This window comes from Aquisalibacillus elongatus, from assembly GCF_003843875.1.
Lineage (GTDB): Bacteria > Bacillota > Bacilli > Bacillales > Alkalibacillaceae > Aquisalibacillus > Aquisalibacillus elongatus.
This window is the reverse complement of record NZ_RKRF01000008.1, coordinates 364,072-385,299: the sequence shown is the minus strand read 5'-3', so window position 1 is coordinate 385,299 and position 21,228 is coordinate 364,072. Positions and strand designations below refer to the sequence as shown.

Here is a 21,228-nt window from a genome sequence, read left to right as displayed (position 1 = left end):
AGTTACTCTACCTCCACACCCTCAGGCCAGTGCAGGTTATGCTCTTCAATACTCGTAATCTGATTTTCCTCATCCACGAAAACCACTTTAGGCTTCAAGTCATCGATCTCCTCGTCCGTGTAAAGCCCCATGCTTAGAATAATCACAATATCACCAGGCGAGAACAAATGAGCAGGCGGCCCATTCAGACAAATCTTCCCAGAACCCTCCGGCGCCGGAATCGCATACGTCTTCCATAGCGTCGCATTCCGAAGACTCGTGATCTGCACCATCTCATGAGGCTTAATATTCGCCTCTTTCATCAACTTATAATCAATCGTCACGCTGCCAACATAATCCAAATCCGCTTCCGTCACTGTCGCTCTATGTATTTTTCCTTTGCACATCTTGCGTTGCATGTGAAAACCTCCTTTTATAATATTTTATCATAGTGTTAGACCTATTCGGGAATAGAAATCCACTTTTCGGGAATAGACGAATTGTATTCGAGAATAGAATGTCTGCTTTCGAGAATAGAGTTCTAGAAATCGAGAATTGAATACACGATTTCGGGAATAGAGCAGCTGAGTTCGGGAATTGATAGTTACTTTTCGAGAATTGGAGAAAATTATTTTCAAACCGATTTTTAACCAAAATACACAAGAAAATTAAATTATCTCATACATTTTGCCTCACCCTCACCAAATAACGAATCAAAATCTCATTATGTCACTTTTTGACAAAAACGAGTTTTTCATTAAACTTATATTTTAGAAAATAAGAGGAAGGTGATTAAACTGATTATAAAAAATCACGAAATTCCAATTAATCTATTATCTTTAATTGGTATGCGGATGCGAAATGATCATCCAAGGATAAGACAAGAAGCATTAAACTATTATTCCGGATATAAGGGTGAATTGTCCCTAGATTACTACCTCAAATTCATTAACGATCAATCGAACTTGATACTCCATGACCTCCGATTACCCTACATTAAATCCTACTACCAAATCGACACTCTCATGATGATTCAGACATTCTTTTTAATTTTAGAAGTAAAAAATCATGCAAATTTTATTAGATTTGACCACAAAAACGGGGTGATGTACCAGGGTGATAAAAAATACGAGGATCCAGTTGGTCAAGCTCAAGCGCAGGTTCATCAACTAAAGTCATCCTTGCACAAACTTGGCATTCGAGATATGCCTGTGAAGTTTCTTGTGGTGTTCACGAATCCGAAGGCTATATTATCTGAAGAAAAGGATGAGAGAGTTATTTATAGTCATCAACTTTTGCAGAAATTCGAGGAGCTATCGAATGAGAATCAAACGTCCTTCATCCAAATGCCTCAATTAAACGCAATAGCTAATCAACTCATCACACAAAACAAACCACTTCAATCTGATATGTTCAAACAACTTGGAATCCTTCCACAAAACCTAAAGTTAGGTGTCATTTGCCCAAGCTGCCAGCACCTACATATGATCAGAAAACATGGTCATTGGTTTTGCCCAAAGTGCCAAATCAAAAGTCATACTGCCCATTTGAGAAGTCTGTTTGAATACCAACTGTTATTTAATTCTCAGATCACTAACCGGCAATTTAGAAAACTATGTAACATTGAATCTATTAAAACAGCTTCAAGATTACTTATGAGCAGCGGCCTCCCCCACATAGGCGAACACCGCCACCGGATATACCATCTTAACTACAACCTACAACAAGATGGTCGCTATCTATTAGACTACTTTGATAAACTGAACTTTAGGGAATAGAGCTTCTGCATTCGGGAATAGAATGGCAGTTTTCGAGAATTGGACTTCCGCTTTCAAGAATAGAAACTGCTTTGCGGGAATAAAACCCTCGTATTCGGGAATTGGTTAACCAATTTCGAGAATTAGAAATAAATGAAAAACTCAGAAGAAAAACCAATCAAACGTTTGATTGACTCCCTTTCCTCCTCTTAACCAACAGATATTCAAACGCGCCGGTTCCTATAAACACACCACTTAGAATCAATAAAAATCCAAACACGTGGTTCATGGTAATGACTTCATTCAAAAACACTGCGGCCCCGGTAATTGCAAACAGGGTATTCAAATTTATGAAAATTGCAGACTCGGCCGGACCGACTTTTTTAATAGCAAAATTATAGGTCATGTGGCCAAAGGCTGATGCAAACAGTGCGCTAAATAAGAACACACCGGCCAATTTCCAATCAACTAATCCGGCAATTTCACTAACTTCTGCGCCGAAAGCCTGGCTCAATCCAAAAATAAACACCGATCCGACAATCATCATATAGCCTGTCGCCAAGCGTGGGTCGAACGTAGGCTTTAATTTACTAATCAGCACAAAGCTAAAGCCTTGCACAAGCACACCTAGGAACACGATCAAGTCGCCCGTAGATATGGCTGCAGGGCCGCCCTCGCCAGTCAACGTGGTCACGGCGACACCAACAAAACCTAACACAAACCCGAGCACGCGGACCCATGTCACGCGTTGTCTCAAGAAAATAACTGCCATTACGACAGTCACAAGCGGCATCATCCCTAAAATCAAGCTTGCATTAACCCCAGACGTCATTTCAAGTCCGACTGCAACCAACGAGTGGTGTAAAATCACATTAAACACCGCTATAGAAAAAATTACGATCCACTCGTGTTTATACGGAAGCCTAAAAATCCCCATAACTCGACATATAATCAACACCGCAATGCCTGCTGTCAGAATTCGAAACGATGTTAGTAAAACAGGATCTATCGCCGTTACGAGCACCTTTAGCGCCGAAACGTTCAATCCCCACATCAACATCACGCCTAGCAGCAGGATATAAATTTTAACCATATTCTCACCTGTTTCTCCAAAATTGATTCTCTAACTCTAACAAACGAAAGCGTTTTCTATCAAATCTTACTATAAAATTTTCCAAAAACTGATACAATAGATTTATAAGTCTAATTTACTATAAAAAGGAGGCGTTTTTATTGTTAGTTTGCGAAAATTGTCAACACCAGCAAGATAGTGGCAACTTCTGCGAAAATTGCGGAACCCCGCTCACTTCCGACGTACATAATTCTCAGGAGGAAACAGCAGCCACAACGAGCGCAGAGTCCCAAAACAACCAAATGGACAACATTAAGTATCACACGAAAAACTATCTCGATTATGTCGTAAGCTTAATCAAAAATCCAACGATGAGTCTTAACCAACCAAAAAGCTCATTTATCAACGGAATCATCACCCTTGTCTTAATGGCAATCGTGCTATCATTAGGTTTTTATTTGTTAATCAACGGATTTTACAAACAAACATTCGGAGGCTACATGGGGGAACCATCTACCCTTCCATTCTTTAGCTTCTTCTTCCGAATGGCATTTTCACTGCTACTAATCATCCTAGCAGGATTAGTAGCACTAGTAGCAGTCTTAAAAATCGGCAAGGCTGACGTCAGCTTTCAAGAAGCGCTCGCTCAGTACGGTGCTTTTTCGGTACCATTCACGGCCGTATCAGCGCTAACGATCCTGACCGGCCTAGCAACAGCACCACAATTAACACTCATTCTATTTTTCATCGGCTTCATCGCCTTTATTTCCTTGGCTCCGGTGATAATCAGTTTCCATCACTTAAGTCAGCTCGGTGAAAAAGTCCAATACGTTTACTTAAGCATTGGAAGCTTCTTGCTAACGAATTTAATCATTTATATTCTATTTAGAATTTATCTTGAAAGTACGTTAAACCAGATTGATCAAATTATGTATTAAGAATGAGCACTTAGGTCGCGGGCCTAGGTGCTCTTTCTTTCTAAGCGATCTAATTCTCATAAGCGCTATCAATATTTTCTTCCTCTTCTTCAGGTCTCAAGACACCCGACGCACGGCCCACGGTTCCACCTTGAAGCTCCCAGATCGTGTTGTGATCCCTATCAGCTTTAGAAAAGTCACCGTTTTCCCACCGATTCAAGATCGCTAGATAAACTTGATCATGTGTCAAATTTTCCTGAACAGTCTCAACGCCTTCTTTTAACCACGCAAACCGTTCATCTGCAAACAAGTAAAAGCCCCACTTCTCACTCGCGCGGACTTTTTGATGCGACATTTTGTGTCTGGGAATCAGTCAACTGCTCCTGTTTGACTTTATCGCCGAAGGGATTTAACTCCTCCGCATTATTACTCTTCTCGAATTTTTCCTCGGATAATTCTCTCACTCTCTTCTCTTCTGAGTCACTCTCCACAACTTTCTCGTCCTAAAACTGATTTTCCATATAATAAGCTATCCCAAAAAGCACGCCAACACCAATGCCTACTACTACCACAATCCCCAGCAGCCATTTAAGTAGAGATTTCAAAGCTAACCTTCCCCTTTTGCGTTAATTTCCTATGTTTAATTTTACCATATATTAGAAATTAAATCCCTTTTAAAGTTCAAGTTGAAATTTGTAAAGCCTATGCTGAAATTTTGATTGCAGAAGATGAAATTTTGCTTTTGGAAGCTGAAATTCTCGTTTCATAAACTGAAATCTCTACCTACGATCCTGAAATTCCACACCATAATCACAAAAAAATCCGCTGGGCCACCCAGCGGATTCACCTATAATGTAACCGTTGCACCTGTTCGCATCGATTCATAACACGCGTCAATCACGCGCATATTTTTCTTCGACATTTCGTAACTATTTCGCGGGCTCACGTCATTCAACACGACATCCGCAAAATGCTCAACCTCTTCTTTATACTGATCACTATAAATTCGTTCAACTCGCTTCTCGTTACCTTTCTCAACGATAACCTGTCCTTCATGGCCAAATGCATCTGGCCGATAAGCGCGTGGCACCTTAATCGACCCATGCGTCCCAACGACTTCATACTCATGACGCATCTCCGTCTCAAAACCACTGTCAAACATCGCGCGAACACCGCTTCGCATATTAACCAATCCCCGAGCTGACATGTCCACCTTGAACTCCGGGCTCACATCGCCCTGCACAAACACGTCAGCAACCTCATCATCTAAAATGTTCTGAAACGTATGCAAGCAATAGCTCCCGACGTCATACACGCTGCCGCCTCCTTTTTCCGCATCCACTCGAATATTCCCATCCGGATTCCTAAGCGGAAACGAAAAGCTCGCTCGCATCAGTTTCACGTCGCCAATCTCACCAGCTGCCACAAGCTCCTTCACCCGCTCGTGCTGCGCGTGGAACTGATACATAAATGCCTCCATGAACTTCACACCATGTTTCTCACAAGCCGCTTCCATCTCAACCATCTCATCCGCATTCAACCCAGCCGGCTTCTCACATAAAATATGCTTGCCAGCCTCAGCAGCCTTGAACACCCACTCCTTATGCAAATGATTCGGCAACGGAATATAAACCGCTTCTACATCAGGATCCTCAAGCACACCCTCATACCGATCATACGCCTTCGGAATCCCGAACTCGTCCGCCACCGCTTGAGCCTTACCGCTACCGCTCGAGATTGCCACAACCTCAGCATGTTCTGCTCGCATCATTGCTGGGATCAAGGCCTTCCGTGCAATATTTGCTGTGCTGATAATTCCAAACTTAACCATATAATCACCTTCCTAAAGTTCTATTAGATAAAATTTTACTAGATTATGCTGAAAATTCCACTTCTGAAGGTAAAATTTCATTAATCTTATAAACCTGATGCTTATAGTACATGTCAAATTTCTTATCAAACTATCAAATAAAAAAGCACGAGTACGGAAAAATGTACTCATGCTTTGATCATCATTGGTTAAGCAGTTTCTTGAGCGGTTTGTGTAATGATCCCATTAGAAACTAATGCCTGTCTAGTTTGTTCATTAGCAGGAACGTAATCTTTTTCAATTAACTCTTTTATGTAGAGCTTATTATAAATAAATGCAAAAACTACTCCTGGCACCCATGTTCCAATACCCATTGTTATAATTCCGATGAATAGACTAGTAAGAAATATAATAGCTCCCCACTTTAAATCCCCTCTAAAAAGAGCAGGGAAAAAACCAAAGAACAATGTTGTCCAGCTAAATCCTATTTTAACTTCTTTTTGTAAACCTTTATCATTCTCTAAAATGCCGTGCATAAGTCCCACCTCCTACTATTAAATTTGATTAAGTCTATTTTACTAGTAAATTTTAACGTTTTCAAGAAAATGTATGTTATTGTCGAAACTTTAAGAACAATCTTTAAAATTAGTTGTAATCTACCTTAGGAATCCCCATATACGAAGTCGATTTGGCTATAATAAAAGTTCCTCAATAATTTGGTCACTCTTTTCCAAAAACACTCCTCCTCCAAACAACCCCCAACACCACAAAGAAAAACGGCGCAACAGGAATCACACTCACATTAAACATCACCTTAACCAAATAAGCCACAACCGCGGCCAGCAACAAGACGACCAGAATCTTCTCCGAACCCTCTGCCGTCCGAACGTACTGAACACCACGCCACAAAACGAGTCCAATAAACATCAGGTAAACAACCAGCGCCGGGACACCTAACGTCAATCCAATCTCGACAAACTCATTGTGCGAGTTATCATGAAGGCCATCTTCTACGCCAATTGCATCATAGTAAACGGTATTAAACGTACTTGGCCCAGTACCTGTCCAGAAATTCTCACCCATCAGGCCAACAGAAGTTGTCCAAAAACTCCATCTAGCAGGTGGCTCCTGCTCTTCGTCTGGTTCGACAATCTGCTGAGCCTCTTCCCCGATACTGATAAACCGATCTAAAATAAAATTCCCCTCGGAAAAATTAACCACAAGCATCGTCACGAACAGGACAGCCATCATTACAACCCAGCGCTTAAGCAAATACTTCATCCGAAATACGAGATGTCCCGTGATCAACAAGGCGCCAGCAAACAACCCTAACCAACCAGACCTAGAACCTGAATATAACAGAGCAACAAAAATCACGACACCCACGACAATCCACATGACCGAAGACACGCGTTTTTGACTCAACATATATACAACAAACAACAGCATCAACATCAGCATGGCATACGTCCCAAAATGATTACTATTGTCGAAAAACGCCCAGCTTTTAATAAACGTGCTTTCAATAGGCTCTTCCAACAACAAGTTAATCCAAAAATGCTGAAAAATGCCGTACAACGCAACGGGGATTGAAGCCACCACAATCAACTGAATCAATCGTAGGTGATTCTCCGCAGGAATAAAATGATACACAAAAACAAAAACCGAAATAAAACTAACCCACGCAAACAACCCTAAAAACTTATACTCCTGTCCAACAATCGATGGCACGGGTTCGACCGAGAAGTAAGTCGCCACGCCAGCCAACAGCAAAAACAGCAACGCCAACTGCTCTGCCCTGCTTCTAAACACTGGCACATCAATCGTTCTAAACAGTGATTTAACACCAATCACGACCCAAAACACGAACACAAGTCCCAATAAGTACAAGTATTTAAGTAATGTCGAGTATGTAATATTAAAATAAGGCCAAACCATCAACGGGAATAGTACGAGAAAACCCGTCAAAATCCACGTAAACCAGCGACTATACACCTCAATCTCCCCCTTTAGTCCTAACCATATTTTATTCCTAATTGTCTAATAATTCAATATACCACGATACTCTACTAGTTTTTAATTGTACAACCTTCCACGACTCGTTATAATTATCACAGCAAACCATCTACGGGAGAGATCTTATGCGCATTTTAATTACAGGGTCAACTGGATTTTTAGGTGAAAAATTAGCCGAAAAGCTTCTCCAAGACGGACACGAGCTCGATTTACTTGTGCGGAGTGAGGCCAAAGCTGATACATTATTAGAAAACCTAAATTCCTATAAAAACCAAATCAACTTCTTAATTGGGGAACTTACAGAGGAAAAACTAGGCTTATCAAACGAAACTCGACAAGCATTAACAGGCAAAATTGACGCTATTTATCATACCGCAGCTCTGCTGTCTTTTGACGAATCAATACGGGAGGACCTATTTCACATCAACGTAAACGGCACAAAAAACGCCCTGAATTTCGCAAAAAAAATTAACGTCAAACGCTTCATCCACGTCAGCACCGCCTACACACTAGGCACAAGAGAAACTGGCGTCGAGGAACTGTACCCTGAAACCCAGGAGTTCCGCAACTCATACGAAGAAACAAAAGCCAAGGCCGAACACGCCGTCATGTCATATAAAAACGAATTCGACGTTCTCATCATGCGACCATCGATCATCATCGGCGACTCATCGACTGGCGAGGCCAATTCGACGTTCGGCTTATACGGCATCATTCGTACAATCCAAATATTAAAGAAAAAGGCCCAGCGCAGCAAAACCAATCAAAAATACAGGCTACTTCTTAACGAAGACGCCGTATCAAACTTGGTCCCAGTGGATTATGTGGTGAGCGCTCTCTATTTAGGCTTACAACACGGTGAGCCCGAGACTGTATACAACATCACAAACCCAGATCCACCCAAAAACAAAACCACTTTCGAAGCCATTGTCAAAAGCCTTGACTTCGATCAGATCGAACTCATCCCTTACGAAGATGAGCACCTGCTCACGCAAGAAGAGGTCAACATGAACAAGCCGATTGAAGTGTTTAAGGAGTACTTGAACAACTCGGTCACATTTCAAGACCGCAACACTCAGAACCTGTTCCAAGAGAATGGATATGAGCCGCTCAACATGGATCGAGAAATGCTGGAACGGATTGTTAAAGGGTTTATTAATAGTTAAGTTAAATAGAAAAAATCGTGGAGCTAACTAATGCCCCACGATTTTTTATTTTAACGGTTATTTGACACTTCTTTTTATCTAGTTTCTCTTTATTTCTTCCAAACCTTCTTCGCTTCTTTCAACTCTTTTTGTACCGTTTCTATTTCGGGCTGATGAGTCAACTTACTTACAACATAGATTAAGATAGACGAAATGACAACAGCAGGTACCGCTTCAGTCATAATAAATGGTAAATCTGGCGCTAGATTGTCCCACAATACGACTGTCAAGAACCCTGATAGCATCCCAGCTACAGCACCGGCATTCGTCAGTTTATCCCAGTATAGAGAGAAGACTAATACAGGTGCGAATGTTGCCGCGAGTCCTGCTGAGGCATAAACCGTAATCCAGAAAATGGACTCAGAACTTGTCACTGCGACCACAGTTGATAGAAGCCCAACGATTGCTATAAACAAACGCGTCACAATCAAAATTTGTCGATCTGAAGCATTCTTATTAATGTATTTTCTGTAGACGTCTTCCCCGAAAGTTGAACCTGAAGATAATAACTGCGAATCAGAAGTTGACATTAAAAGTCCTAAGAAGACCGCAATCATAAATCCTCCAAAAAGCGGGTGCGTTAGATCAACTAACGCCATCGGGAAAATATATTCTGGGTTATCAATCGCTGGGTAGATGACGCGTCCAGCATAACCCACAAGGAATGCTCCCCAATAGGTAATCGTTAGAGCCGTCAATGTAATCGCAAATGACTTTCTAACTTCGGATGAACTGCTAATCGCAAAGAAACGAATCGTATCATGAGGACGACCAATAATGGCTACACCTAGTGTTAGATAACCAAAAATCAGCCCTAATAATGTCGAACCAGTCGCACCTAGCCCGCCTGTTACCAATGCTGGATCTTGATTTTTAACTTCTTCTACTACAGCGGACCATCCGCCAGCGTAATTAATCATATAAATACCTAAAATAGCTGTACCTATTACTACAATGATCCCTTGGAAGTAGTCCGTGATGGAAACACCGGCAAAACCTCCAAATAAACAGTAAGCCGTGACCACAATTCCTGCAATGATAATAGCTGTTGTTGGCTCAAAATTAAACACTGTCTCAATCGTCATACCACCTGCTGCTAGTTGAGAACCAACATATACTGACATAAACACAAGAATCGAAATAGCAGAAATCGCTCTGATTAAGTGAGGGTTCCCTCTTACACGTTTAACGAAATAATCCGTATAAGTGTAAGCATCTAGGATCTCCGAATAGTTACGAAGACGTTTCGCAATCACGATATAAGAAAATGCAAACCCGATATTATAACCAATTAATGTGTAAAATGATGATGGCCCAAGTGCATAGACCATACCAACAAATCCGATTAATACAAAAGCACTCATACCAGAGAACGCATAACTAATAGCGGTTACCCAGCTCCCGATTTCCCTTCCACCTAAGTGGAAACCTTCACGTGTTCCGGTGAATTTATAAGAATAAGCTCCAATTCCAACTAAGATCAGAACATAAACAACGATAGGTAGAATGATCATCCAATCCATCAGGATTCATCCTCCTCTTGCTGCTCATTTTTTCCTAGCACATAATATACAATCGAAAATCCAGTAATTAACGCTGGAATGATGAACACGACTAGCCATGCAGTAAATGTCCAACCTAACATATGTCCTCAGCCCTTTCTTGTCCATTATTTGTCGAATTGATTTTCATTATAATCAGAAAATTTTGCAATGTAAACTATAAATTTTAAATTTTATCAAAAATATTATAATTAATTTCAAAATCATTAATTTTTTGCAAATTATATGATAGAATACAAAAAATAATAGCTAAATAATTACTTTTTTTAGAAGGGGATGAGCTTATGTCAGTTACTGAATGGGTAGAGAGTGTTCAACAAGACGACTTAATGGAACACACACGACAGATTGCCCAATATGAGCGGTTATCTGGTACACGCGAAGAGTTAAAAGCTTTCCAATATATATATGAAACATTATCCTCTTATGGCTTAAAGCCAGAACTAATCGAACACGATGCGTTCATTAGCCTGCCGAAGAGTGCAAATTTAGTTGTAAACGGCGAGGAGTTCCAATGCATCACGCATTCAATGGCACCAAGTGAGCCTGGATTAACAGCTCCTTTAAAATTTATTAACAAGAACCAACTATCTTCCCTAGACGATCAAAATGGGAAAATTGCGATCATCCATGGGCTAGCTGCTCCTGGTACGGTCAGAAACTTGCAAAAACTAGGGTTTGCTGCAGCCATTTTTATTAACACTTCACTCACATACGAAATGATTGTATCACCCGTTTGGGGAAATCCGACGCCTGAGAAAATGGATGATTTTCCTACGATACCAGTTATTTCAGTAACTAAAGAAACTGGCGAACGATTAATCCAACTTGCAGATTCCAATCACGAAGCCTATTTGCAAACCCAAGTCGATACAAGAATTAGAAAAATTCCACTATTAACGGTAGATATAGAATCTAAAGGAGATCAAGAAGACTTTATTCTATTCAGTGGACATGTCGACTCTTGGCATTATGGTGCAATGGATAATGGTACCGCTAATGCCACCATGTTAGAAGTCGCAAGAATTACGAACGAACATCGAGATGAACTCAAGCGAAACCTCAGACTTGCCTTTTGGTCAGGACACTCGCACGGCCGTTATGCCGGAAGTGCTTATTACGCGGACCAACATTGGCTAGAGCTATATGAGCATTGCGTAGCCCACGTCAATATAGACTCAGTTGGCGGTCAGAATGCCACTGTTTTAACACAAGCAAACTGCATGGCAGAAACAAAAGATATTGCCACTCATTCTGTTGGCGAATTAACAGGTCAACAATTCGAAGGAAAACGATACGGAAAAGCTGGCGACCAATCATTTTGGGGCATTGGTATCCCTTCATTATATATGGGGTTATCAGAGCAACCACCTACTGACAGTTCTAACATGACTGTACACGAAGAAATGTTTGGCCAATCTGGAAAATCAACAGGCTTTGGCTGGTGGTGGCACACACCCGAAGACTTAGTGGATAAAATTGATCCAGCCTTTTTAGAGCGTGACTGCCAAGTGTATGTTCATTCCATTCACCAATTATTGACGAAACCAAAACTGCCCATTAATCAGTTGGCTGCGATTGAGGATATTAGAGACGGACTACAGACATGGTCTGAGAAATTGCAAAGCTCTATTAGTCTACAACACTTAGTAAAGAAACTCTGCAAAATAGAAGAACGATTAAAAGTAGAACAAGAAGAGCTTTCAGTCGATCAATATAATCAATTAAATATGAAACTGTCTAGAAAACTAGTACCATTCAATTATGTACAATCATCCGTATTTGATTATGACACCCTATTTTCTTTACCAAAGGTGCCTGCATTACTCGAGGTTGATCGACTGATCACACTCGACCCTAGTTCAAACGAGTATTTCTTTTCAAAAACAAAAGTTCAAAGAATTATAAATGAACTAGAATTTCAATTAAAAGAAGTAGAAACAATCATCAATAGCTTTCATTAAAAGGAGAGATTAACATGAACAATTTATTCGACCCAATTGAATTAAAAGGCGTGACAATCCCAAACCGCGTGATGCTTTCACCAATGTGTCAGTACCAAGTTCAAACCAATGATGGGACACCAGACGATTGGCATCACGTTCACTTAACTAGTCGAGCTGTCGGCGGTGTAGGCCTGGTTTGTTATGAGATGACGAACATTGAATCCAATGGCCGCATTACTGAAAATTGCCTTGGCCTTTGGAATGACAATCACGTAAAGGCTTATCAACAAATCAACCAATCCATTAAGCGATACGGTTCTAAAAGTGCCATTCAAATAGCACACGCAGGACGTAAATCAAAAATTGAAGATGAGGACATTGTAGGACCTAGTCCGGTTCCATTCTCCGAAGACACTCCAGTCCCTAGAGAATTAACGACCAATGAAGTTAAAGAATTGGTTAAAAAGTTCGGTCAAAGTACCCAACTAGCTGTTGACGCTGGATTTGATGTCATTGAACTTCACGGCGCTCATGGTTATCTATTGCATCAATTTTTATCGCCGCGTAGTAATCATCGCGATGACGAATATGGTGCATACGATCGCTTTCCATTAGAAGTCATTCGTGAAGTCAGAGCTAATATGCCAGAATCCATGCCTCTCATCCTAAGAATCTCAGCAGTTGAATACGGCGAAGATGGCTATGATTTTGACCACATCAAGCAATTTATCCCTACTTTCATTGAAGCAGGTGTAGATGCGTTTGATGTGAGTACAGGCGGAAATTCACCGAATCGCCCTGAGACGTATCCTGGTTATCAGATTGAGTACGCAGAGACTATTCGTAAAGAGTTCCAAATCCCTGTCATCAGTGTTGGAGCCTTAGAAGACCCTGAACTAGCGAACAATGTCATTAAAAACGAACAAGCTGATATGGTCGCAATCGGCCGAGGCTTGTTACGTCAACCATACTGGCCGAAAGAAGCAGCCGAACAATTAGGCTATGACTTTAACCTTCCAGGCGTCTATAATGTTGGTTATTAATTGAGAGGAGAATGAATGATGAAATTTACAATCATTGGAGCTGGAGCTATTGGTGGTGTCGTTGGCGCTTATCTTGCCAAAGCAGGTGAAGACGTCACTTTAGTTGATATTAACGAAGACCACATTAATGTGATGAAACAAAACGGACTAACCATTGAAACCGTCGAAAGTGAATTTAACACCGAAGTGAAAGCTTTGACAGTCGATGAATTAGTCGATCGCCAAGAGCCTTTAGATGTGGTCATTTTAGCAGTGAAAGCTCAACACACGGCTCAAGCTGTCGATAGTTTCAAATCACTATTAACAGATCAATCTGTCGTCATCTCGATGCAAAATGGACTAACTGAAGAAGTAATCTCAGAAAAAATCGGACAAGAACGGACCATCGGGAGTTTCGTCAATTTATTCGCAGACTACCAAGAACCTGGCCTAATTCAATATGGTGGCGTTGGCAGTATGTATATCGGTGAACTAAACGGTGAAACAACGCCAAGGATCAAAGAAATTCAACAACGCCTTCTAGCATGGGGCGATGCACAGATTACAGACAACATCTGGGGATACCTATGGAGTAAGCTTGCTTATGGTGCAATTCTAACCGCTACTGCCACCGTTGATGAGAAAATGGCAGACATCATTGATCCACATGATAACCGTGAGATGTTCGTTGAATTGGCATCTGAAGTACTTCGCGTTGCACAACAACTAGATATTGAACCAATGCCTTTTGACAACTGGGAGCCAAAGACGGTTTACCCAGGTAATGAAAATCGAGATTGGGAAGCGATTCATGAACAATTTGATAGACTTGTAGCTAGACTTAGAACTTATAAGAAAGTCAAGAGTGGTATTTGGAGAGATCTGGCAGTTCGTAAACGGAAAACTGAAGTTCCATTTCACTTATCTCCTGTCATTGAACAAGGGGAAGCTTGCGGAATCGACATGACCCTAACTCAGAAAGTACTAGATACGATTATTGACTTAGAAGAAGGCCGCCGCGAGATGAGCTGGGAGAATATTGATACGTTAAAATCTCTATCCAAACAAAAATAGCCATCGTATTCGCCCAAAGGATGTTGTAAAATAAAGGTAACAAGATAAAACAAGAATGTAAGGAGTTTTTACATGTTCGGAGAAATCAGTGAAGAATTCACATTAGATGAATTAGATAACCAAATCGTAAAAGCCTTGCAACGAGACGGGCGTGTGTCTTATACGGAATTAGCAGACCAATTAGATACGACAGCTAGTACAGTACGAAACCGAATCCAACGATTAACCGACCAAAATTTTATTAAAGTAGTCGGTGTCGTCAATCCATTCATGACGGGAATGGGAACCGTTGCCTTCGTCGGCCTTTCCATCGACTTTAATCATTATGATTCCATCGTGGAAAAAATAAAACAAATACCAGAAGCACGATTCATCGCAGGTTCCGGTGGTAAATACGATCTATTCGTTCAAGTGATCACCCCTACTAACACAGAATTCTATGACATACTACGTAAACAAATCGGCGTGATCGATGGTGTGGAATCCTTAGATACACACATGTTATTCGAAATTCATAAACAAACTTACGATTGGGGTACTGGCGTTAACCTTAATGAGTAGTAAGCAAAAACTCCCTAGGCAACATTCAATTGCCTAGGGAGTTTTATTATTCTCCTAAAGTATTCAAAATAGCTCGAGTTAAAATATCAGACGCTTCAGGAATCACATCATGATTAAACGTCATATATGGATGATGCAATCCTGGCTTAAGGTCACACCCAATCGCTAGCATTGTCGCTTTTAATTCCGGACGTTTAATACTGTAAAAATGAAAATCATCCCCGCCTGTCGTTGTAATCATCGGATGGAGATGCTCTTCCCCCACAACGTCGGCAATAGCTTTTTCCATATGATCATGGGCATCATCATTAATTAACGCTGCTGGTAGATTGGCTCCAATAGACAAATCGATACCAACATTACGTAATTTAGCAAGTGATGACACCGTGGACTCCAATTGTTGTTGCATCTCGTCCATTAACTCGTTCGATTGAGCCCTCATATCAATTGAAAACTCCGCTTTACCAGGAATAATGTTTGTACTCTTGCCCCCACTATGAAACGATGTAACTTTCATAGAATGAGGAATCATCGGATCTAAATGAATATTATTGATTAACTGAACTAATTCCGCGCCAATTTGAATGGCATTTGAATTTAAATGAGGCCTAGCACCATGTGCATCCTCTCCCGTGATCACACCAGAAACAAAACGCGAAGCCCCATGACGAATCGCCGGCGCATATCGGCCATTTGTTAACTCTTGTATTGGTCGCAAATGCATGCCATACAAATAATCAACACCATCAACCGCTGACTGTTCAACCATTTGCAGGGCACCCGTCCCCTTCTCCTCAGCTGGTTGAAAAATAAAACGGACCGTTCCATTCAACTGATCCTGTTGATCCACTAATTGCATAAAGGTCCCAAGCACAATCGTCATATGAGCATCATGCCCACAAGAGTGATTAGCCTGGAATTGACCATTAATCTCTTGCCAAAGAGCATCAATATCAGCTCGAACGGCAACAACAGGTGAACCTTGACCAATATCAGCATACAGACCCGTTTGATTCTCAAATGTAGTAATCCTACAATCATACTGTTTTAACTGATTATAGATAAATTGCGTCGTTTCAGTTTCCTCATGACTAATTTCAGCATTTTGATGAAGATGATTAAAAATATCATTAAGCTTTTGAGTAAAATTTTCTTTTTCCATTATAGAAAGACCCTTTCTTCTAAGAAGTATTTCTATTATTGTAACTGAAAACGAATAAATTATAAAATTTAAAAAATAAACAATTTATATTTCAAAAACATCAATATTACGTTGCTTTCGATACATTATTAACTTTGCCTACAACCTTTCGATCTGTCTTCATAAAATATTAATAACCGTTTATAATAATGACAAACCTCTGTTGAGAAAGGTCGTTCGTTATGTTTAACTACCAGCTCCATAACTACACATTCAAAAACCTCAAAGAACAACACATGACATTTGAACAAGTCTTTAATCACATCCTGAAATTCATGCGACGGAATCCTGATGGCAACTTCAAACTCATCATCGGAACCGACTCACAGGTTCACCAAGGCTACACATCCTTTATCACAGGCATCGTCATTCAATGTGAAGGCAAAGGCGTATGGGCGTGCTATCAGAAGAACGTCATCCCACGAAAAATCACCAACCTACACGAAAAAATTTCCTTCGAAACCTCATTCACGGAAACCATATTCACAATGTTCACCCAAGAGCGTAAAGACGCAATGTATGAGATCGTCCTCCCTTATGTCGACAAGGGCGCAACGTTCACCATTGAAGGTCACATCGATATCGGCGCCGGCAAACGTAATAAAACAAGACGCTTCATTAATGAAATGGTTGCACGCATAGAATCCATGGGCGCTGAGCCTAAGATCAAACCAGATGCGTTTGTGGCGAGTAGTTATGCGAATCGGTATACGAAATAAAATTACATATAAAAAATTTCTAGTAATTCTCCAAAAACATTTAGTGTTTTCACAATTTTTTCTTATAACCACAACGAACACATAGCAATATTCCGGGTAAAAACAATTAAATTTTTATATTTTTTGTAAATTTTAGATGACAAATGTCAGAAAAGTTTTATAATAGTAATTGGATGAACGTTCTATCCTTTTTACGGGCCGGCCCCTTTGATTTGAGGGGGAGAGAAATTGTATACAACCGATCATGATTTCAGTAAAGTCATAGATCAATACAATCCAATGATCTATCATTTAATCCACCGATTAAACATTCGTGACAAGGAAGGCGAATTCTACCAAATTGGGTTGGATGCTTTATATGAAACTTACCGGAAATACAATGACCGAGACACGTTTGGTAAACTCGCGTACATTACCATCAAAAGCCGCCTAATTGATGAAGTTAGAAAACGCTCCCGAGTCATAGAAAACGAAGTGGTGTGGGACGACATCTACGACTACAGCTACACACCATCTGAGTTCGAACATTTTGATCCTTATTTGTGGCAATCAATACGTAACCACTTAAAGGATCATGAATGGACATATGTTCAAAAGCGCTTTATCGAAAGTAAAACTATTAAAATGATCGCCCAAGAAGAATGCACAAACATAGACACCGTAAAAGGTTGGAGTAGAGGAGTGAAGAAAAAGTTAAAAACTTTATTAGTTAACTATAGATGAAACAAACGGCGGGGATTACTCCCCGCCGAAATAGACTAAGCCTCTAACCCATTTATCATTGTAGAAAACAACAATTCCTGTTCTTCTTCTAAAGAATAAGCTCCTTCATTAATACTCCAATCATAAAGGATCCCTCTCATCACCCTTAAACAAACCATCACCATTTTTTCTGTGCTAATATCATTTCTGAACTCTCCGTTTTTTTGCCCTTCATCAAAGATATTGGTCAGAATCCTATATAAAGGCCGATCCTCCATTAAAAAGTAACTCTTACGTGATGGATCTAGCTCATTTTCATAAATAGTTCTAGTAACATCCCACCCTAAATCTTCTTGAATATATTTCATTTGTAATCTTAGAAATATCCTAAGCTTTTCTATACTAAATTCCTCTTCTTTAACAAAATCTAGTAAAACCTCTTCATAATAACGGTCGATTTCTTTAAATTTATCAAAGAAAACTTCGTGCTTACTCTTAAAATGTGTGTAAAATGCTCCCTTTGACGTTCCTGTGACTTGAACAATTTCATCCACTGTTACATTACGAAAACCTTTTTCTTCAAACAATTTAATGGCTGCATCAGAAATTTTCTTTTTCGTTAAACTTGCCTTGTGCTGACGACGATTCATAACATCACCCTTTTCAGAATATTATAAACATATTGACAAAGAGACTATAGTCTGTAGAATATTAATTAATAATTATGTAAGCGTTAACAGGAAAGGAGAAAATTATTATGTTAAGATCCATCTCTCAAAAATTTAAAGTAGGTATTGAAAACTATTTACCTAGTGCTTTTATCTTTGCTATCTTACTCACATTTATAACTTTAATCCTAGGTATGACAGTCACCGGGGAAAACTTATTTGACATGACTACATACTGGTACGGTGGTTTTTGGGATTTTTTAGCATTTACGACTCAGATGATTCTAATTTTAATTACTGGTTATGCTCTTGTAAAGGCTCCTTTAGTTCATAATCTATTAATTAAACTAGCCTCAAAACCTAAAACCCAAAAATCAGCCATTATAACGGTTATTTTAGCAGCAGCCGCAACAGGTTATTTAAGTTGGGGGCTAGGCTTTGTATTTGGTACATTATTCGCTATTGAAGTTGCCAAGCGTGTACAAGAAGCCGACTTTCGTATCTTAATAGCTGCAGCTTATACAGGTACTATTGCCATTTTACCAGCAAGCATTTCCTTAACAGCGCCGCTACTTGTCAACACCCCAGATCACTCACTTCAAGATGAAATTGGTCTTATCCCACTTTCACAAACTACATTTAGCCCAATGATGTTATTGACTGCCTTTATTGGTCTAGCTGTTGTATTATTTGCCTATATAAAAATGGCACCTAAGAAAGAAGATGTCGTTCCTTATCAACATAATAAAGAAGATGAAGAATCTTTAGAAGAAATAAGTGCAACAACTACCCATACCACATTTGCAGATAAATTGAATAACAGTAGAATCATTAACTATGCGTTAGTGTTACTAGGCTTTTTGTGGCTTATCCTATATATGATTAATAACGGTGGGTTTAATTTAGAATTAAATATCATGAACTTTACATTCATCATGCTTGGTTTAGCCTTACACGGAACACCAGCTAGTTATATGAATGCGATTACTGACGGGATGCCTTCCGCTTCAGGAATTTTACTACAGTTCCCTTTTTATGCAGGGATTATGGGAATGATGATCGGTTCTGGGTTAATTACCGTTATTGCTGAAAGCTTTGCTTCTATAGCTAATGGTGTGACATTCCCATTCTTTAGTTTCTTATCGGCAGCAATTGTAAATGTATTTGTCCCTTCTGCTGGCGGACAATGGCAAATTCAAGGTCCTATTTTAGTAGAAGCATTACAAACATTTAATTTACCAGCCGAAGTAGTCGTTAATACCGTCTCAATTGGAGACGTCACAACGAACTTATTACAGCCATTTTTCGTTTTACCAGCTTTAGGTTTAGCTAAGTTAGGATTAAAAGATATTTGGGGCTATTGTTTAGTATCAATGATTCTCTTATTTATTGTAACTTCAATAATTGTCACTGTTCTTCCTATCTTTCTTTACTAAAAAGTCAAGGAGGAGTCTAAATGTTAACTCACGGAAATTTATCTATCTATGATTACTTAAATAAGCAAGCTAAAAAGTACGAAGCAAAGACATTTCTTTATTATGAAGATCAAATCATCTCCTATTCAGACATGTTAAAAAGAGCCAATCAATTAGCTTCTTGGTTCAAAAAACAAGACATTCAAAAAGGCGATGTCGTAGCCGTTATGTTAAAGAACCAACCGTTCTTTTATGATGTATGGTTTGGTTGTGCAGCCATTGGGGCAATTCTACTACCAATCAATACAGCATCAACACCAAGAGAACTAGAGTACTTCCTTGAGCACTCTGAAAGCAAGGGGATATTCTATGATTCTGATTTGGTTGATTCTGATCACCTTAATGTCATGGAAAAGCAACATTTATATTTTTACCATGAAAATAATAAAAACCTAACTGAGGATATTTCGTTAGAAAGTGAAGAAAATCATAATGATGAAGTGAACGCGCACGATGTATGTTCAATCTGTTATACATCTGGAACGACTTCAAAACCAAAGGGTGTATTAATTACACATGAAAATTATTTATATGCCGGTCATTCTTCTGTACTTTATCAGCAATTAACAAGTGATGACCGATATTTGATTTTTCTTCCATTGTTTCACGTTAACTCCCAATACTATACATCCATGGCGACGTTAGTCGTTGGGGGATCAATCATACTTCTTGAGAAATTTAGCGCCAATACATTTTGGGATACGGTACAAAAATACAATCCAACCGTCTCAAGTTTTGTAGCTACCATCATAAAAATTCTATTAAGGTTACCAAAACACCCTGCCGAAGAACAACATAACATCAGACAAATAGGCTACGGGCTTTTTGTTAATAAAAATGAAATTGATGAGTTCCAAGAACGTTTTAATATTAAACTGTTCCAATGGTATGGCATGACTGAATCCATCACAACCAACATCACGACACCCCTATACGAAGAAATGCCTGTAGACCCAAATACCGGAATTCTATCGATTGGTAAACCTGGACTCGGTCAAGAAGTAAAGATTATTCATCAAGAAGGATATGAATGTGAGGCTTACGAAGTAGGTGAAATCGTCATCAAAAGCCCTTCCCTTATGAAAGGCTATTATAAAAACAAAGAGGAAACAGATAGAAGTCTTCGAAATGGATGGCTTTATACGGGTGATTATGGCTACATGAATGAAGAAGGTTTTATTTGGTTTGTCGATCGAAATAAAGACTTAATAAAACGAGCGGGTGAAAACATATCATCTGTCGAAATTGAAAACCAACTTTACGAATATCCTGACATTGTGCACTGCGCCGTCATTGGTGAACCAGATGAAATTAGAGAGGAAAAAGTCGTAGCCTATATACAAACTGAAAACCAAAACCTAACTAAAGAGGATATTATCGAATTCTCTAAAGAAAGATTAGCCGAATTTAAAATCCCAGAAGAAATACTTTTTGTGGATGATTTTCCAAGAACTTCGATTGGAAAGATACAGAAACATTTACTTAGAAATAAAGAACAAAATCGCTAACGCGACTTATTACGTCCCAAGTGAGTGTTAATCA

Annotated in this window: 21 protein-coding genes; 11 read left to right on the top strand and 10 right to left on the bottom strand. The window is 39.5% G+C overall.

Annotated elements, in window-relative coordinates:
* Positions 1 to 2 precede the first annotated feature (2 nt).
* The gene (gene panD / locus EDC24_RS07020) at positions 3 to 398 is read right to left on the bottom strand and encodes an aspartate 1-decarboxylase (RefSeq protein WP_124221069.1); all 396 of its coding nucleotides are present in this window, start codon (positions 396 to 398) and stop codon (positions 3 to 5) included.
* A gap of 369 nt (positions 399 to 767) precedes the next feature.
* Here panD and EDC24_RS07015 point away from each other — a divergent pair, with 369 nt between their 5' ends.
* Positions 768 to 1,757 (top strand): nuclease-related domain-containing protein, encoded by a 990-nt coding sequence (locus EDC24_RS07015; protein WP_124221067.1) that lies wholly within the window; start codon positions 768 to 770, stop codon positions 1,755 to 1,757.
* A 157-nt stretch (positions 1,758 to 1,914) separates the two neighbouring features.
* On the opposite strand, the gene EDC24_RS07010 is transcribed toward EDC24_RS07015, so the two are convergent.
* Complete coding sequence (locus EDC24_RS07010; protein WP_124221065.1) at positions 1,915 to 2,829, bottom strand: DMT family transporter; 915 nt, start codon at positions 2,827 to 2,829, stop codon at positions 1,915 to 1,917.
* A 140-nt stretch (positions 2,830 to 2,969) separates the two neighbouring features.
* On the opposite strand from EDC24_RS07010, the gene EDC24_RS07005 reads away from it, so the two are divergent.
* Positions 2,970 to 3,746, top strand: a complete 777-nt coding sequence (locus EDC24_RS07005; protein ID WP_124221063.1) for a zinc ribbon domain-containing protein — start codon at positions 2,970 to 2,972, stop codon at positions 3,744 to 3,746.
* Between the two features lie 49 nt (positions 3,747 to 3,795).
* On the opposite strand, the gene EDC24_RS07000 is transcribed toward EDC24_RS07005, so the two are convergent.
* The 4 genes from EDC24_RS07000 to EDC24_RS06985 all read right to left on the bottom strand — a co-directional run bounded on the left by EDC24_RS07000 (position 3,796) and on the right by EDC24_RS06985 (position 7,389).
* Positions 3,796 to 4,080, bottom strand: coding sequence for a DUF6241 domain-containing protein (locus tag EDC24_RS07000; RefSeq protein ID WP_170158499.1), 285 nt, complete (start codon positions 4,078 to 4,080; stop codon positions 3,796 to 3,798).
* 492 nt (positions 4,081 to 4,572) lie between these two features.
* Positions 4,573 to 5,556 carry a Gfo/Idh/MocA family protein gene (locus tag EDC24_RS06995; RefSeq protein ID WP_124221059.1) on the bottom strand — a complete coding sequence of 328 codons (984 nt, stop codon included), beginning with the start codon at positions 5,554 to 5,556 and terminating at the stop codon, positions 4,573 to 4,575.
* Positions 5,557 to 5,744: 188 nt separating this feature from the next.
* Entirely contained in the window at positions 5,745 to 6,071 is a 327-nt protein-coding gene (locus EDC24_RS06990) for a DUF2628 domain-containing protein (RefSeq protein WP_124221057.1), read from the bottom strand.
* A gap of 184 nt (positions 6,072 to 6,255) precedes the next feature.
* Positions 6,256 to 7,389: an O-antigen ligase family protein gene (locus EDC24_RS06985; protein WP_170158498.1), complete on the bottom strand. Its 1,134-nt coding sequence runs from the start codon at positions 7,387 to 7,389 to the stop codon at positions 6,256 to 6,258.
* 287 nt (positions 7,390 to 7,676) lie between these two features.
* Between EDC24_RS06985 and EDC24_RS06980 the strand changes: the two genes are divergently transcribed.
* Positions 7,677 to 8,717 carry an SDR family oxidoreductase gene (locus EDC24_RS06980; protein WP_124221053.1) on the top strand — a complete coding sequence of 347 codons (1,041 nt, stop codon included), beginning with the start codon at positions 7,677 to 7,679 and terminating at the stop codon, positions 8,715 to 8,717.
* An 89-nt stretch (positions 8,718 to 8,806) separates the two neighbouring features.
* Here EDC24_RS06980 and EDC24_RS06975 read toward each other — a convergent pair whose 3' ends face one another.
* Both EDC24_RS06975 and EDC24_RS15400 read right to left on the bottom strand, forming a co-directional pair.
* Positions 8,807 to 10,279, bottom strand: coding sequence for a sodium/proline symporter (locus tag EDC24_RS06975; RefSeq protein WP_124221052.1), 1,473 nt, complete (start codon positions 10,277 to 10,279; stop codon positions 8,807 to 8,809).
* A complete protein-coding gene (locus EDC24_RS15400) occupies positions 10,279 to 10,401 on the bottom strand; it encodes a hypothetical protein (RefSeq protein ID WP_281274503.1) in 123 nt (40 codons plus the stop codon). Before EDC24_RS15400 ends, EDC24_RS06975 begins: the two co-directional genes overlap by 1 nt.
* A gap of 201 nt (positions 10,402 to 10,602) precedes the next feature.
* On the opposite strand from EDC24_RS15400, the gene EDC24_RS06970 reads away from it, so the two are divergent.
* The 4 genes from EDC24_RS06970 (at position 10,603) to EDC24_RS06955 (ending at position 14,921) form a co-directional block, all read left to right on the top strand.
* The gene (locus EDC24_RS06970; protein ID WP_124221050.1) at positions 10,603 to 12,282 is read left to right on the top strand and encodes a M28 family peptidase; all 1,680 of its coding nucleotides are present in this window, start codon (positions 10,603 to 10,605) and stop codon (positions 12,280 to 12,282) included.
* A gap of 14 nt (positions 12,283 to 12,296) precedes the next feature.
* Complete coding sequence (locus EDC24_RS06965; protein ID WP_124221048.1) at positions 12,297 to 13,307, top strand: NADH:flavin oxidoreductase/NADH oxidase; 1,011 nt, start codon at positions 12,297 to 12,299, stop codon at positions 13,305 to 13,307.
* An 18-nt stretch (positions 13,308 to 13,325) separates the two neighbouring features.
* Positions 13,326 to 14,360: a ketopantoate reductase family protein gene (locus tag EDC24_RS06960; RefSeq protein ID WP_124221515.1), complete on the top strand. Its 1,035-nt coding sequence runs from the start codon at positions 13,326 to 13,328 to the stop codon at positions 14,358 to 14,360.
* A gap of 72 nt (positions 14,361 to 14,432) precedes the next feature.
* A complete protein-coding gene (locus EDC24_RS06955) occupies positions 14,433 to 14,921 on the top strand; it encodes an Lrp/AsnC family transcriptional regulator (RefSeq protein ID WP_124221046.1) in 489 nt (162 codons plus the stop codon).
* A 46-nt stretch (positions 14,922 to 14,967) separates the two neighbouring features.
* Here the strand turns inward: EDC24_RS06955 and EDC24_RS06950 are convergent, their stop codons facing one another.
* Complete coding sequence (locus EDC24_RS06950; RefSeq protein WP_124221044.1) at positions 14,968 to 16,083, bottom strand: M20 peptidase aminoacylase family protein; 1,116 nt, start codon at positions 16,081 to 16,083, stop codon at positions 14,968 to 14,970.
* Positions 16,084 to 16,304: 221 nt separating this feature from the next.
* Between EDC24_RS06950 and EDC24_RS06945 the strand changes: the two genes are divergently transcribed.
* Both EDC24_RS06945 and EDC24_RS06940 read left to right on the top strand, forming a co-directional pair.
* Entirely contained in the window at positions 16,305 to 16,841 is a 537-nt protein-coding gene (locus EDC24_RS06945) for a ribonuclease H-like YkuK family protein (RefSeq protein WP_124221042.1), read from the top strand.
* Between the two features lie 228 nt (positions 16,842 to 17,069).
* Positions 17,070 to 17,564, top strand: a complete 495-nt coding sequence (locus tag EDC24_RS06940) for a sigma-70 family RNA polymerase sigma factor (RefSeq protein ID WP_124221040.1) — start codon at positions 17,070 to 17,072, stop codon at positions 17,562 to 17,564.
* Between the two features lie 35 nt (positions 17,565 to 17,599).
* Here the strand turns inward: EDC24_RS06940 and EDC24_RS06935 are convergent, their stop codons facing one another.
* Positions 17,600 to 18,193 carry a TetR/AcrR family transcriptional regulator gene (locus EDC24_RS06935; RefSeq protein ID WP_124221038.1) on the bottom strand — a complete coding sequence of 198 codons (594 nt, stop codon included), beginning with the start codon at positions 18,191 to 18,193 and terminating at the stop codon, positions 17,600 to 17,602.
* Between the two features lie 107 nt (positions 18,194 to 18,300).
* On the opposite strand from EDC24_RS06935, the gene EDC24_RS06930 reads away from it, so the two are divergent.
* Positions 18,301 to 19,647 (top strand): short-chain fatty acid transporter, encoded by a 1,347-nt coding sequence (locus EDC24_RS06930; RefSeq protein WP_124221036.1) that lies wholly within the window; start codon positions 18,301 to 18,303, stop codon positions 19,645 to 19,647.
* Between the two features lie 20 nt (positions 19,648 to 19,667).
* Positions 19,668 to 21,194 carry a class I adenylate-forming enzyme family protein gene (locus tag EDC24_RS06925; RefSeq protein ID WP_124221034.1) on the top strand — a complete coding sequence of 509 codons (1,527 nt, stop codon included), beginning with the start codon at positions 19,668 to 19,670 and terminating at the stop codon, positions 21,192 to 21,194.
* The last annotated feature ends 34 nt before the right edge of the window (positions 21,195 to 21,228 follow it).